This window comes from Stratiformator vulcanicus (assembly GCF_007744515.1).
GTDB classification, from domain to species: Bacteria; Planctomycetota; Planctomycetia; order Planctomycetales; family Planctomycetaceae; genus Stratiformator; species Stratiformator vulcanicus.
In genome coordinates this window covers 4,017,559-4,031,750 of sequence record NZ_CP036268.1, presented here as the reverse complement: position 1 = coordinate 4,031,750, position 14,192 = coordinate 4,017,559, and the positions used below count along the sequence as shown (strand labels likewise).

Annotated in this window: 12 protein-coding genes; 10 read left to right on the top strand and 2 right to left on the bottom strand. The window is 60.6% G+C overall.

The window, feature by feature from the left end:
• Positions 1-17 precede the first annotated feature (17 nt).
• Complete coding sequence (gene tpx, locus Pan189_RS16030) at positions 18-527, bottom strand: thiol peroxidase (RefSeq protein WP_145364971.1); 510 nt, start codon at positions 525-527, stop codon at positions 18-20.
• 218 nt (positions 528-745) lie between these two features.
• Between tpx and mnmG the strand changes: the two genes are divergently transcribed.
• From mnmG to Pan189_RS15995, 7 genes are all read left to right on the top strand, one after another.
• The gene (mnmG, locus tag Pan189_RS16025) at positions 746-2,704 is read left to right on the top strand and encodes a tRNA uridine-5-carboxymethylaminomethyl(34) synthesis enzyme MnmG (protein WP_145364969.1); all 1,959 of its coding nucleotides are present in this window, start codon (positions 746-748) and stop codon (positions 2,702-2,704) included.
• Positions 2,705-3,057: 353 nt separating this feature from the next.
• The gene (locus tag Pan189_RS16020; protein WP_145364967.1) at positions 3,058-3,636 is read left to right on the top strand and encodes a response regulator; all 579 of its coding nucleotides are present in this window, start codon (positions 3,058-3,060) and stop codon (positions 3,634-3,636) included.
• A gap of 88 nt (positions 3,637-3,724) precedes the next feature.
• On the top strand, positions 3,725-4,810 hold the full coding sequence (locus Pan189_RS16015) for a sensor histidine kinase (RefSeq protein ID WP_145364966.1): 1,086 nt from the start codon (positions 3,725-3,727) through the stop codon (positions 4,808-4,810).
• Positions 4,807-6,504 (top strand): Na+/H+ antiporter NhaC family protein, encoded by a 1,698-nt coding sequence (locus Pan189_RS16010; RefSeq protein ID WP_145364965.1) that lies wholly within the window; start codon positions 4,807-4,809, stop codon positions 6,502-6,504. The genes Pan189_RS16015 and Pan189_RS16010 overlap by 4 nt, the downstream gene beginning before the upstream one ends.
• An 88-nt stretch (positions 6,505-6,592) precedes the next feature.
• Entirely contained in the window at positions 6,593-7,615 is a 1,023-nt protein-coding gene (locus tag Pan189_RS16005) for a dihydrodipicolinate synthase family protein (RefSeq protein ID WP_145364964.1), read from the top strand.
• A gap of 108 nt (positions 7,616-7,723) precedes the next feature.
• Positions 7,724-8,317: a hypothetical protein gene (locus tag Pan189_RS16000; RefSeq protein WP_145364963.1), complete on the top strand. Its 594-nt coding sequence runs from the start codon at positions 7,724-7,726 to the stop codon at positions 8,315-8,317.
• A complete protein-coding gene (locus Pan189_RS15995) occupies positions 8,314-9,024 on the top strand; it encodes a lecithin retinol acyltransferase family protein (protein WP_310820614.1) in 711 nt (236 codons plus the stop codon). Before Pan189_RS16000 ends, Pan189_RS15995 begins: the two co-directional genes overlap by 4 nt.
• 27 nt (positions 9,025-9,051) lie before the next feature.
• Here Pan189_RS15995 and Pan189_RS15990 read toward each other — a convergent pair whose 3' ends face one another.
• Positions 9,052-10,572: a TIGR04222 domain-containing membrane protein gene (locus Pan189_RS15990; RefSeq protein ID WP_145364961.1), complete on the bottom strand. Its 1,521-nt coding sequence runs from the start codon at positions 10,570-10,572 to the stop codon at positions 9,052-9,054.
• 417 nt (positions 10,573-10,989) lie between these two features.
• Here Pan189_RS15990 and Pan189_RS15985 point away from each other — a divergent pair, with 417 nt between their 5' ends.
• The 3 genes from Pan189_RS15985 to Pan189_RS15975 all read left to right on the top strand — a co-directional run bounded on the left by Pan189_RS15985 (position 10,990) and on the right by Pan189_RS15975 (position 14,158).
• A complete protein-coding gene (locus Pan189_RS15985; protein WP_145364960.1) occupies positions 10,990-11,817 on the top strand; it encodes a PDZ domain-containing protein in 828 nt (275 codons plus the stop codon).
• A gap of 173 nt (positions 11,818-11,990) precedes the next feature.
• A complete protein-coding gene (locus Pan189_RS15980) occupies positions 11,991-13,439 on the top strand; it encodes a sulfatase (RefSeq protein WP_145364959.1) in 1,449 nt (482 codons plus the stop codon).
• Between the two features lie 20 nt (positions 13,440-13,459).
• Complete coding sequence (locus tag Pan189_RS15975; protein ID WP_145364958.1) at positions 13,460-14,158, top strand: orotidine 5'-phosphate decarboxylase / HUMPS family protein; 699 nt, start codon at positions 13,460-13,462, stop codon at positions 14,156-14,158.
• Positions 14,159-14,192 lie beyond the last annotated feature (34 nt).

The window sequence follows — 14,192 nt, the reverse complement described above, 5'->3', positions numbered from 1 at the left end:
ACCCGAATGCCGATCACTCAAACCGCCCCCAACACGTTCCCATAATCCGGTTCATCCGCGATCTCGCCCACATACTCCACGTGCTTCACAGTCCCATCCCCGTCCACCACGAACACCGCTCGGCAGGTGCAGCGGTCGAGGGGGCCGCCTTTGATTAACACGCCGTAGGCTTCGGCGAAGTCGGTCGAGCGGTGGGCGCTTAAGGTGTGGACATTCTCGACGCCCTCGGCTCCGCACCAGCGTTTTTGGCCGAACGGGAGGTCCATGCTGACCACGTAGACCACGGCATCGAGCTTGGCGGCCTCGTCGTTGAACCGCTTCGTCTCGGTGTGGCAGGTTGAGGTATCGAGCGAGGGGACCGTGGCGATGATCCGAGTTTTGCCCGCCGTGTCGGCGAGCGAGACTTCCTCCAGTGAGGTGTTTTGCAGCGTGAAATCAGGAGCCTTGTCCCCCGGTTTCAACTCGGGACCGACCAAATCGATGGGGTTACCTTTGAGCGTGACAGCAGCGGTGCGAACTTCGGACATCGTAGAAGCCTCCTTTGGAATGAGTGGATCGCTTTGAGTATGCGCTGTCCATCCGCTGTCGCAAGAGTGGGCTGAGCGTTGCTCAGCCGGTTGAGAGTTGAGCGACGAGAGGTCAGAGGGAGGCGATGTCACTGCAAACCGAACAGCCTGACGCGTACGATGTCGTGCAGACTTAAAATCGTGCGACTCTCAACTCTCATCCCCAAACTCTCAACCAAATGCGAAGCATTTACACCTACGACGTTGTGGTCATTGGAGCCGGGCATGCCGGGACGGAGGCGGCGTTCGCGGCGGCGCGGGCGGGGGCGAAGACGGCGCTGTTGACCATGAACGTCGACCAGGTCGGGGCGATGAGCTGCAACCCCGCGATCGGGGGCGTGGCGAAGGGGCAGATCGTGCGCGAGGTCGACGCCCTCGGCGGGGAGATGGGCCGCGCGATCGACGCGACGGGCATCCAGTTTCGCATGCTCAACCGCGGCAAAGGCCCCGCGATGCACAGCCCTCGCGCCCAAGCTGACAAGAAAGCCTATCAATTCTGGATGAAGCTCCGCGCCGAGGAATACGAGAACCTCACGCTCCGGCAGGAGACGGTTGAGGGACTGATCGTTGAGAGTCGAGAGTCGAGAGACGAGAGGCCAGAGGGAAATCAGGCGAGCCGAGAGCGTCAGCGACCGGAGATCGCGAAAGCGGAAAGCGGAGAGCCGAAAGCGGACAAGAGCACTGGACACTCGCCTCCAGACTCTCGCCCCAAAATCAAAGGCGTCCGTGTCAAAGGCAACGCCGAATACCACGCGAAAGCCGTGGTGGTCACCACCGGCACCTTTCTGCAGGCGATCATGCATACGGGGGAGGCGAAGGCCGAAGGCGGTCGGGCTGGCGAAGGGACAACGAAAGGGTTATCTGGCGCGCTGAGAGAATTGGGCTTCGAGCTGGAGCGATTCAAGACGGGGACGCCCTGCCGGATCAACGGGCGAACGATCGATTTCTCCTCATTGGAGCGGCAGCCGGGGGATGAAGACCCGCGGGCCTTTTCCTTTTTGACCGAGGCGATCACGCAGCCGCAGATGGATTGCTGGCTGACCGCAACCAATGAGGGGGTCCATGATGTCATCCGTGCGAATTTGGAGCGAGCCCCGATGTATTCCGGGCAGATCAATTCGACCGGGCCGCGGTATTGCCCGTCGATCGAAGACAAAGTCGTCCGCTTTGCCGACAAAGGCTCGCACCAGATCTTCCTGGAGCCGGAGGGCCGGAACACGCTCGAGTTCTACTGCAACGGCATCTCGACAAGCCTGCCGCGAGATGTGCAGGACGTGATGGTGCGGTCGATCCGCGGGTTGGAGCGGGCGGAGATCATGCGGTACGGGTACGCCGTGGAGTACGACTTCGCCCCGCCGACGCAGTTGTTTGCGACATTGGAGACGAAGCGCGTCGACGGGCTCTACTTTGCCGGACAGATCAACGGAACCACCGGATATGAAGAGGCCGCGGCACAGGGACTGATCGCCGGAGCGAATGCGGCGCTCAAGGTCGCGGGGCGGGAGCCATTCGTGGTCGATCGCTCTCAAGCCTACATCGGCGTGCTGATCGACGATCTCGTCACAAAGGGGACCGATGAGCCCTATCGCATGTTTACGAGCCGGGCGGAGTATCGGCTCCTTTTGCGGCATGACAACGCTGACCGCCGGCTGACCCCGCTCGCCCACGAGGCGGGTATCGTCGATGGCGAGCGAGTCCGCCAGTTGGAGCAGCACGAGGCCCAGATCGGGCGGGGTGAAAAATACCTCCGAGAGCACCGGCATCAGGGCCACACGCTGGAGGAACTGCTAAGGCGGCCCGACGTCACATGGGAGGAGTTACTCAATCGGGACCCAGGATTGGGCGAACTCCGGCTGCCCGCTCGGGCCGTGGAGCAATTCGTCACCGACGTGAAGTACGCTGGTTACATCAAGCGGCAGCAGGCCGACATCGAGAAGTTGCGGAAGATCGACAACGTTCGCATCCCGCCGAGCTTCAACTACGCGGCGGTGACGCAGCTCCGGCACGAAGCCCGCGAGAAGCTGGCTCGCGTCGCTCCGGCGAGCGTCGGTCAGGCGGGTCGAGTCAGCGGGATCACGCCCGCCGATTTGGCCGTGCTGATGCTTTATTTGCGGGAGCCGTCGCGTGCGACGACGTGACCTCCTGTCGACCGATCGGAAATCGTGAGGGCCGTAGTTCGCGTAACTCTCTGCGAAAACTGGCTTTGCGAGGATGAGGCGGTTGCGGCCGCTTGTTGAAGTTTTTGCAACGCCGGGGAATAGATACAATCGGTATGAATGATAAATCGGGTAAAGTCTTATTGACCCTCAAACCCGATTCAATTATCCCACCTTCACGGAGTCGGCGTTGTTCGCAGGCTTCGGTGATCGGAACGGCGGGCCGCATGGTGGCGGTCGCCCGTCAAGGAGGAGTCTTCCGATCGGGGAACTTTCCCCGCAGCCCGTTCAACTTGTTGACGGGCAGGGCCCAGAATTAGGACCGATGGAGTGCCATGAAGACCGTCTTCACCACCGGCGAGGCCGCCAAGATTTGCAAGGTCAGCCAACAGACAATTATTCGTTGCTTCGACTCCGGTCAGCTCAAGGGCTTCCGGGTTCCGGGGTCGCGGTTCCGCCGCATCCCGCGCGATGTGCTGTTCAAGTTCATGAAGGACAACGGCATCCCGACCGATGCCCTCGAAAGCGGTCGCCGCAAGGCCTTGATCGTGGATGACGATCCGGAACTGGTCGACCTGATCACCGACGTGCTCGACGCGGACGGCCGGTTCGAAATCCGCACCGCGAACAACGGCTTTGACGCCGGCATGATGGTCAAGGAGTATCATCCGGACATCATTGTGCTGGACGTGATGCTGCCGGACATCAACGGCAAAGAGGTCTGCCAGCGGGTCCGCAGCGATTCGAGCCTCGATGACGTGAAGATCATTTGCATCAGCGGGATGGTCGAGCGGGACAAGATCGACGAACTCAAAGCATCCGGAGCGAATGAGTTCCTGCAAAAGCCGTTCGAAGTTGAAACATTGCTCGGCCGCGTTTGCCGCCAACTCGACATGGAAACCGTCTCGGCTTGAGCGGGACGCGTCATTGCGATGAAATCCAAAGCCCACGGGTTGTGACCCGTGGGCTTTTCCCATTGATTGAGCCTTGAGAAACTGGCCCGTGTCGACCGAGCCGCGACCCGAAACCCGTGGGGATGCAACCCGAGCACTGCTCGGTTTGCTGCCGATCCGGTCGACGGAGCAGTTCCTTCCGAAACTAGCAGAAACGTTGCGCGAGGCGTTCGCAGCAAATCGGGTCACGCTGGCCGAGGCGTCGCGATCGGGTCGATCGGCACGGGCGGTCGTGGCGGTGGAAGGCCGTGCGTGCTTCGTGGCCGGTTACGAGGTCGAGCGGAACGACCTGCAATCGGAGATCGCTCTCCAAACACCCGGCGGCGAATGGCGACTCGCGTTCGACCCAGCCGTCAGTCTGGAGCAACCGGAGCGGATGCTGATCGAGCGGCTGCTCGCACAGGCAATGGAACTTGATCGCCGGCCGTCGGTTGAGGAGTTCGAGCGTCGCCTGCTCGAAGAGAAGCTCGAAGCGATGGCGGAGTTCTCCGCGGGCGCGGGGCATGAGATTAACAACCCCGCCGCGACGATTGCCGGTCGAGCACGGATGCTGTTGGCGGATGAAACCGATCCGGAACGAAAGCGATCGCTCGCCACGATCGGTGCGCAGGCTTATCGCATCCGCGATATGATCGGCGACGCGATGCTCTTCGCCCGTCCGCCGCAGCCGGAACCCACGGTCTTTCCACTCGCCTCCCTGCTTCAAGAACTTCTGCCGCCACTGCAAGAGAGCGCGGCGGCGGTCCCCTGCACCATCTCGATTCAATGCGAAGAATCAATTTCAATCTTTGCGGATCGAAATCAAATCGGGGTCGCCATTACCGCTTTAATTGAGAATGCGATTAATGCCGCCGTTGAGAATGGAGCGATTAAAGTCGCTGCAACTTCAGTTGAGAAAGACGACCGCGCAACGACGCAGATTCAAGTGGCAGACAACGGCACCGGATTTACCGACGTCGAACGCCGACACCTGTTCGACCCCTTCTTCTCCGGCCGGCAGGCGGGACGCGGCTTGGGCTTCGGACTACCGAAGGCCTGGCGGATCGCGGAGATGGCGGGTGGGGCGATTCGATATTTGGAAGAATCGAATGAGACGGAGTTCACGCTGACGCTTCCGTCCGGGTCGATCGTTTGAAAAACTCACTCAGCTGTCTCATCGGGCTCTGTGCCCTCATTCTTAATGCGGCGGTCGCCAATGCGGCCGATGGCTCAGAGGTCGCGATCTCCGATTACGGTTGGCTCTCCCTGCTGCCCGCTATCGTGGCGGTAATTCTGGCAATTGCGACGCGGCAGGTGATTGTTGCCCTTGTCGGTGCGATCTTCGCCGGGGCGTTGCCACTTGCAGATTGGCAACCTTTTACCGCGGCGGTGCGCACGGTCGACACCTATATTGTCGGGGCTCTCGTGCCGGTCGATGGTTCCGCGGCCGATCCGTTTTATATGCAGGTCATTTTAATGACCTTTTTCCTCGGCGGTCTGGTCGGCGTGCTGGTTCGGAGCGGTGGTGCGGCGGGCTTAATTCAGCCGCTGCTGAAATTTGCCACGACGCGCGAGCGCGGGCAGGTCTTAACGGCGGCTACCGGCTTTCTGATCTTTTTCGACGATTATGCGAACACGATTCTCGTCGGCGGCACGATGCGGCCACTGACCGATCGACTAAAGATCTCGCGTGAGAAGCTGGCGTTTCTCGTCGATGCCACGGCTGCCCCGATCGCGGGGCTCGCAATTGTGTCGACGTGGGTCGGCGTGGAGATCGGTTATATCGGCGAGGGATGCAAGGAGGCCGGGCTAAATCCAGACTCCGCCTACGCGATCTTCCTGGCCACTCTGCCGTATCGCTTCTATCCGCTCTATCTCATCGCCTTCGTGTTCTTAATTGGTTGGACGGGCCGCGATTTCGGTCCGATGCGAGAGGCGGAAGCTCGTGCTCGCGATATTGAAGAAGCCCCGGCTGCGACTACTGATCCCTCCGTCGAGCACAATGCAAACGAGGCGCGACCGAACATCTGGAATGCGGCCGTCCCACTAGCCGTGCTTCTAATCTCGCTCACCGCCGGAATGATCTGGGCCGGCACTTCGAGTATTGCCGCAGAAAATATAGATTCATCTTTCGAAGCGAAGCCGGTCGAGTATACCGTCCAAAATATTCTCGATCGCTCCGACTCCACGCGGATGCTGCTGTTGGCGTCGGCCGCGGCATCGGCCATTGCCGTTTTAATGGGTGTTGCAACGCGCAGCACATCGCTGGCCGAACTCGTCGCCGGTTGGCTGACAGGCGTGAAAAGTATGGTCGAAGCTGTGACGGTATTGATCCTCGCCTGGGCGATCGCGACAATATGCGATGCGGATCATCTCGGAACCGCCACGTACTTAAGTGGACTCGCCACGGGGATCGTATCGCCGGCGATGCTTCCTGCCATCGCGTTTGTGTTGGCGGCAGTCGTTGCGCTCTGTATCGGCAGCAGTTGGACGACCATGGCGCTCTTAATCCCGAGTTTGATGGCCATCGCCGCGGATCTGAATGGAGGCGTGCCGGAGCCGTTCTCTGCCGTGCAACTCGGCACGGTGGGCGCGGTTCTCGCCGGGGCGATCTTCGGTGACCATTGCTCGCCGATCTCCGATACCACGGTCCTCTCATCCGCTGCTTCGGGTTGCGATCACTTGCGTCATGTGATCACTCAGGCTCCCTATGCGGTGACGGTCGCGGTGATCTCCCTGGTGTGCGGTTATGTCCCCAGCGGCTTCGGCGTCTCGCCCTGGCTGCTCCTGCCGATCGGTTTCGCCACGATATTCCTTACAATCCGTGTGTTCGGTCGGAAGTCGGTTTGATACGGGGTATAAACAAGAGCGCTCCCTCGCGGTCGCGGCTAAACTAAGGTCAAACCCTCAATCGCCCCTTCGTGTCACTCAGCTCGCCATGACCACCGCTAAACTGTCCGGCATCTTTGTCCCCAATATGGTCTGCTATGACGGGCACGGCGATGTCAACGAAGCCGAGACCCGTCGCTATATTGATTGGCTGATCGCCAAAGGGGTGCATGGATTGTACCCCAACGGCTCGACGGGCGAGTTCACTCGCTTTACGGTCGAGGAGCGCAAACGTATTGCCGAAATGGTGGCCGATCAGACGGCGGGACGCGTGCCGATTCTCGCCGGCGCGGCTGAGGCCAATGTGAAAGAGACACTGAAAGCGTGCGAGCACGCGGCCGAACTCGGCGTGGCGGCAGTCGCGATCGTCGCCCCCTTCTATTACAAGCTCGGTCCGGAGAGCGTTTACGCCTATTTCGCCGAGATCGCGAACAATTCCCCGATCGACGTGACGCTCTATAACATTCCGATGTTCGCGTCGCCGATCGACGTGACGACCGTGCGGCGATTAAGCGAAGACTGTCCGCGTATTATCGGCATTAAAGACAGCTCCGGCGATCTGCCGCACATGATTCGCATGATCGATGCGGTCCGCCCGAACCGGCCCGAGTTTTCTTTTCTCACCGGTTGGGATGCCGCCTTAATGCCGATGCTGCTTGCAGGGGCCGACGGCGGCACAAACGCCTCGGCGGGTATCGTGCCTGAACTTGTCACCCGGCTGTTCGACCTGACGCAATCGCATCAAATCGAAGACGCCCGTCGGTTGCAGTACGATATCGTTCGGCTGTTCGACGCGATCGTTTATCACGCCGAGTTCCCTAACGGCATCCGCGCCGCAATTGAACTCCGCGGATTTCAGATGGGCAAAGGGCGGATGCCGCAGTCCGAGACCCAAGCGGCAGATCTCGAAGTGTTGCGGAAAACGTTGCAATGTCTGCTCGCCGAACACGGTTTCACCAACGAACCGGTCGGCGGCTGTCCCGTCGGCGATGCGGCGGAGAGCGACATCGCAGAGATCGCCGAAGTCATTTCGACGGTCGTTACCGAATTACAGCGCCGCGGGATGATTTAAGTCAGCGGGCAAATCGCATTCGTGTTTAGCCACGACCGAGAGGGGGCGCGCCGTTATATTATGGTCGCACGCTTCCTGTCGGGCGCGGCTAAACGGGTGACGCGATCAATGTCGAAGTTCTTCAATTCCGATCGATTTCAATCGTACGGCATCGTCCTGTTTGCGGTCCTCGCCGCGATGACCTATGGCGTCGCGCATGACATGGTCACGGCTCGGATCGCGATCGACTATTTCTTCCCACCCTATCACCCGGTGCTGGTTGAATCGCGAAATCCTAACATCGTGGCTCTTGCCTGGGGCACGGCGGCGACATGGTGGGTCGGATTGATGCTCGGCGTGCCGCTGGCGATTTCTGCCCGGGTCGGACCGTGGCCGAAACTCTCGCTGCGCAACGTTCTGCCGTTGGTTGCCGGGCTGTTCGGTACGTCGGCGATCGCCGCGGCGACGATGGGTTCTCTCTCTTATTCAAGATTGGGCAACGAAATTGAAGCCGTCTGGACGGCCCACAACACCAGCTATACCGTCGGATTCCTCGGCGGAATTGCGGTTTGTGTGATTGCCGGAATGATCCGCCTGCGGAAGCAGCAGGTTCAAAGTCGACAGGAACTAACAGCCTCCTTCGAAGCAAACACCTTGGCTGATCCCACTTCAGACGTAGAATGCGAGTCTAAGTCATTACCACCCGCGGAGCCGCAGTCGTGAACGATCCGAAAGCCTCAACCGATGATCGCTTCGAGCCGGGCGACCACCTTGCCTCGACGCGGCTCGCCGGAGGTTACACCCACCACGGCATTTACGTCGGCGACGGGCAGGTCGTCCATTTCGATTCGTCCGTGCGTACCAAGTTCAAAGCGGTCATCCGCGAAGTCGCTCTGGAGCGGTTCGGCCCGGTCGACAAAATCTTGGTGGTGAGGCATGACGGCCCGGTCGACCGGGAGGAAATTCTCCGCCGAGCTCGCTCTCGCGTGGGCGAAGCCGGCTACTGTCTGGTCTGGAACAACTGCGAGCACTTCGCGAATTGGTGCGTCTCGGGCAGTGCTCGTTCGGAACAGGTTCGGCGGACAGCGGGGCCTGTCATGCGGATGACGCTCCGTGGCGTTGCTGGAACGGTCCTTCGCAAATCGGCGGTCAAGGCGGTCACGAAGTCGATCGCCTCTCCTTGGAACTGGGCGGCTGACGCGACGCAACTGGCAACCGAAAAGCTGGGCGAAGCGAACGGCCTGAGCCCACAGCGAGCGACGCTCGCCGGACGGGGAGCCGGCTTCGTCACGGCCGCCGGTGTCGGATGCGTCGTGGGCGGTCCCATCGGTGCCGGAGTCGCAACGGGCGTGTTCAGCCTGGGTGTCGTCGGTGAGGAGATTTTCGCCCGCTCGACCACCCCGAAGCGGCGACCTCAGACGGAGACGTGATCGCAACCGCGCGGGTCGACACTCTCGTTACCCGCCGCAGCCACCACAGCCCCCGCACCCGCCACAACCTCCACCGCCACAACCTCCACCGCCGCATCCTCCATCGCCGCATCCGCCACCGGCGTCCGTTCCGTAACCGCTCGAGCGGATGAGTTGGTCCGCCGTCATTGCGTCGGAAACGTCACTCAGATTGGTGGTGCTGAGAATGCCAACTCCGAACAGACCCGTCGCGAGGGCGACGTCACGTCCGGAACGCTGATCGATCGCGTTACGGCAGGCGGACTTCAGGTCAGTGGCTTGCAGTCTCAGGCGATTCAACTGGCGATTCCCTCTTGCCGTCTGATAGCCGCGTGCGGCGAGGGCGATCGTGACAATCAGAGAGATAATTGTCAGGACGGTGATCGCTCCGACCGGTTCTTCTCGGTTGAGCCCGACCAGAATTCGCATTCCGCCAATCACTGTCACCACGGTCATTAGGCCCGCCGGCAACGCCCGTCGAAACGCACTCGCATTCGGATCGGGGTGGACGAGTCCAGCCTCTTGCAAATCGGTCTCGATATTCCGGCCACGAGACTTGCCGGCGTGAAAGACCGTTTTCAAATCGACTCCCCCTTCCGATACCGCACTGGCTGCATAGATATCTCTTTCGATCGACGAGGCGTCCGGGGGCAGGTCGCCGGCGACTTTTATATGGTTCAGCTTCTTCCCGAACATCCCGCCGAGGCCCGGATGGGACACTCGCTCAAGTGTGAGGGACCCATTCTGGATCAGCCCGGCCAATGCGGCAGCCGCCGCGCCGTCGGGGCCGTTCGCCAAGCAGGCGGCCTCGAACGTGTCTTGCTGTTGCGGCCAATCCTCCAGTTCTCCGGTCGAAGCATTCGAGAATTTGAGGATCAGTGCGATCAAGGCCCCTGAGATCATTAGAGTGCCGTAAAACGTTAGGAACTCGATCGCGTTGAGGTCGAACGGATTCCACACCGCCGCGGCGGGCACGAGCAGCAGCGCGAGACCGGCGGACGTCGAGACGCCTCGCCGACGGCTCCACCAGCGCGGCTTGCGGATCGTCCAATATTGCGATTGATCGACCCATAACCCGGCTCCCGCATTCTGGAATCGTTCGGTCGGCGGCGGCCACACATCGCTCGGGGGTTCTTCGCCGAAGACATCGCGATATGAGGCGAGCGTCCGCTCATATTGCTCGAAGAACTTTCGTCCTTCGGCCGGCCCGCCCTGGGTCGGGCAATGGTGCAGCGGACCGCCGAGCAATGGGCAGAATCGCTCCCAATAAGAACGCGAATATGTCAGGTGCAGATGCCAAGCCTGATCGACCTCCTCAGAAGGCGTCACAGAATGCCCGGCGTGCATCGCCAAAAAGGCAAACCGCTTGTATTCCCGGACGACGCGGCGAGCGAAGCGCACCGTCCAGCCGTTCTCTCTGGCCAGCCGGCGTTCGAATGAGAGGACCGGATCGCCGGAATCGATCCGGAAGGCGTCAAGGTCCTTAAGCAGGTCTTGATCGTTGGTCTTCAAGCCGGGCGTGTGAGCCATCGCTGACTTCCTCGCGTGGATGAGCGGACACGAACTCCAACGCGTCAGCCTACCAAATGGGTCTCGCGGGACGACACGAATCACGAAAATCGCGGTCCAAACGAGTGCTTCAGTGTGACATCGATCGGATTGTTGAAAGGGCGAAATAACAACAATATGATTCGATGGTGACACCTTATTGATAACAGAGGCGACTCGGGGTCGTTTTCTGGCGTGTCGAGAGAGATGTGTTGTAAGCCTTTATTTTGAAGTGCATTACGTCGATTTTTGCGGGGGCGGCAAGAGTTCGGCACAGGCGTCGCTTCTCGACTCATTCATCAACACACACGTTTCTCAAGACGGGGAAGACAGATGACTAGAGTGGGGCGAACGAGCAAGGTCTTTTTGGGTTTGGTGTCGCTGATCGGATTTGCGGCGATGGGAGTTGCCACGGCAGAGGCGGCTCCGCCTTGGGTTCGGGGCATTAGTCAGGGCGGGTTCAAATCGGCGGCTGCGGTCGCGGGAAACCGCTTCGGCAATCAGGGCGGTATTCGAATCGGGATCGGAAACAAACGTGGCGGGGGGTTTCAAATCGGAATTGGCGGCGGGCAGCGCAGGATCGAGCCGATTCATCCCCCGCAGATCATTCATCCGCCAGTCGTGAAGCCCTGCCCGCCCAAGATCATTCTTCCGCCCGTTCGCCCGCCGGTCATTCACCCGCCGGTTCGGCCCTGCCCTCCGAAGATCATTCTCCCGCCGATCCGCCCGCCGGTGATTTACCCGCCGGTTGAGCCTTGTCCTCCGAAAGTGATCTGTCCTCCGAGGCCGATTTGTCCGCCCGAGCCCTGTCTTCCGGAGATCAAGCCGCCCTGTCCCCCGCACGTCGTTTGCCCGCCGCATCCTCCGGCACCGCTGACCGACGCAGCGGCTCGGGGTCCGAAGTTAGGCATCTTCGGCGAACCGGTGGAGAGTTATGGGATCTACGTGACGTCGGTCGTTCCCGGCTCCATTGCGGAGGAGATGGGCATCGAGGTCGGGACCTATATTCTCGGGATCAATGACCTGCGCATCGCGACGAAGGCCGACGTCGGCTTCGCGATGGCGGAAACGAATCGAACGGTGACTCTGATTGTCCTCGACAATCAGACCTCGGCCTACTATGAGTTGGAGTTCGACCGCTGGACCCGCCAAGTCGCGAGTTCGGTAATCGAAACAGGCCCGGCGGCCCAGGCCGTCACGGTCGCGGAGAACGACGGCAGCCTCTAGGCCGGGATGTAGCGTGACAAGCCTTCGCTTTAGAGCGGCAAGGGCCTCACCCCGCGGGGGAGAGGCCCTTTTGCTATTGGGCGACCTCTTCGAACCGGCAAGGATTTTCTTTCCGTCGCATCAGACTTAGGCTATGCGAGGATTTGAACCAGTGTCGGCGAGAGGGATAGACCGTGGAGGCACATGCCCGGAATCGGGAGCAGATCGCAATCATTACGCGGGCGATCGTTTTCTGCCTGACTTTGTCGATCGGCCTGACAACTCTGGCCGCCGATCGCCCGAACATTGTTGTGCTCCTCGCCGATGACCTCGGGTGGTCTGACCTCGCCTGTTACGGGAATGAGTTCCACGAGACGCCGCGGATCGATCGGCTGGCTGACGAGGGGCTGCTGTTCCGCCAGGCGTACGCCCCCTCCCCCGTCTGCACGCCGACACGTGCGGCGGTGCTGACCGGACGCTCGCCCGCGCGGCTCGGCATGACCATCTGGCGTGAGGCCGCCGGCGACCCACCCGCGTACATGCGTCGCACGATGATCCCGCCGGTGACCCGGAAGGATCTCCCCGCAGAACTCGACACGCTGGCGGAACGCTTGCAAGCGGCAGGCTACTCGACGTTACACGTCGGGAAGTGGCACCTCGGCGACGCCAGGAACTTCCCCGAAAATCACGGGTTCGACGTTAATATCGGCGGCACGATCTGGGGCGCTCCGACCACGTTCTTCCGTCCCTTCGCGGGGCAAAGGAAAGACGGTCGCAGGTACGTGCCGGGCCTGGGGCTGGGCAAGCCGGGCGACTATTTAACAGATCGCCTGACAGATGAAGCGATCGGACTGATCGAAGAGGTTTCAAAACGCCCCGAGCCTTTCTATCTGCAGTTGTGGTTTCACACGCCGCACCTGCCGATCGAGGCCAAGGCAGATGCTGCGGAGAAGTATCGCCGTAAGGCGACCAGGCTCGGCGTCGATCTTAATCCGACTTACGCCGCGATGATCGCAAGCCTTGACGAGAATGTGGGGCGAGTGCTGGACGTTCTTGAGCAACTCGAGATTCAAGACAACACGCTGGTCGTGTTCGCTTCCGACAACGGCGGCTTTATCGGCGACTGGGAAGATCAAGGGCAGGTCACCACGAACGCCCCGCTCCGTTCGGGTAAGGGCTCCTGCTATGAAGGTGGGATTCGCGTCCCGCTGATCGTTCGCGGCCCCGACATTAAGGCTGGCCGCTGCGAAACTCCGGTGGTCTTAACTGATCTCTATCCGACCCTGCTGTCCCTCACCGGGTTCGATACCAAGATGCAGGACCACCTTCCGGGCGACGGTGTCGACTTGGCCGGACTCATGACCGGGAACGGGCTGTCTCCCCCGAAGCGCACTCTCTATTGGCATTACCCGCACTATTACGCAACGACCTCGCCCGTCGCGGCGATCCGTGAAGGCAATTGGAAATTACTCCACTACTTCACCAACAGACGCGACGAATTGTTCAACCTGGAAGCCGACTTGAGCGAACAAGAAAATTTAAGCAGTTCGGAAGCGAGCCGGACTGAGCGATTGCGAATGAAACTGCTGCGATGGCTGGCCGATGTCGATGCCGGACTCCCAGCACTCAATACGAGCCGCTAATTCCACAACTTAAAGACTCAATGAAACCGATCGTACAAATTTCACTCGATGTCACCTCTTCAGCCGAAGCGCTCGATCTTGCCGAGCAGGCGGTCCGGTGCGGTGTCGACTGGCTTGAAGCGGGCACGCCTTTAATTCTCGCCGAAGGGCTTCACGGGGTGCGGGCGCTTCGAGAGCGGTTCCCGGAACACCCGATTGTGGCCGATCTGAAAACGATGGACGGCGGTTACCTGGAGGCCGAAATGATGGCCAATGCGGGGGCTACGCATGTGGTTGTGATGGCCCGTTCTCATCCCGCCACGATCCGCTGCGTCGTGAAGGCCGCGCACGACAACGGCATTAAGGCGATGGGAGATAACCTCGGCTGCGAGAGCATGGTCGATGGCGCGAAACTGCTGGCCGATCTCGGCTGTGACTTCGTAATCCATCACATCGGCTATGATGAACGCAACGAATACCGCGATCGTGGGGAACGAATGCCGTCGCCACTTGACCAGCTAAAACAGGTCGTCGATGCGGTCGATGTCCCCGTGCAAGCCGTCGGCGGCTTGTCGCTGGAAGACTCAATCCGCACGCCGGAGTATGGCGCGCCGCTGGTCGTTTTGGGGGCGCCGCTCACAATTGATGCCGACAGCTTTCAGGCCGCAAGTAGCGATCTCGATGCAATCCTCACCGAGATTTGCGATCGCGTCCACGCCTACGGCGACATCCCCATTTGATATAATGTCCGTTTAGCCGCGACCGCCAGGAGGC

What these genes read in the sequence shown, in the direction of transcription:
- Pan189_RS16000 (WP_145364963.1), top strand. Translation starts at nt 7,724, where the DNA reads ATGTCGAAGTTCTTCAATTCCGATCGATTTCAATCGTACGGCATCGTC.
- Pan189_RS15985 (WP_145364960.1), top strand. Translation starts at nt 10,990, where the DNA reads ATGGGAGTTGCCACGGCAGAGGCGGCTCCGCCTTGGGTTCGGGGCATT.
- Pan189_RS15990 (WP_145364961.1), bottom strand. Translation starts at nt 10,572, where the DNA reads ATGGCTCACACGCCCGGCTTGAAGACCAACGATCAAGACCTGCTTAAG.
- Pan189_RS16005 (WP_145364964.1), top strand. Translation starts at nt 6,593, where the DNA reads ATGACCACCGCTAAACTGTCCGGCATCTTTGTCCCCAATATGGTCTGC.
- Pan189_RS15975 (WP_145364958.1), top strand. Translation starts at nt 13,460, where the DNA reads ATGAAACCGATCGTACAAATTTCACTCGATGTCACCTCTTCAGCCGAA.
- Pan189_RS16020 (WP_145364967.1), top strand. Translation starts at nt 3,058, where the DNA reads ATGAAGACCGTCTTCACCACCGGCGAGGCCGCCAAGATTTGCAAGGTC.
- mnmG (WP_145364969.1), top strand. Translation starts at nt 746, where the DNA reads ATGCGAAGCATTTACACCTACGACGTTGTGGTCATTGGAGCCGGGCAT.
- tpx (WP_145364971.1), bottom strand. Translation starts at nt 527, where the DNA reads ATGTCCGAAGTTCGCACCGCTGCTGTCACGCTCAAAGGTAACCCCATC.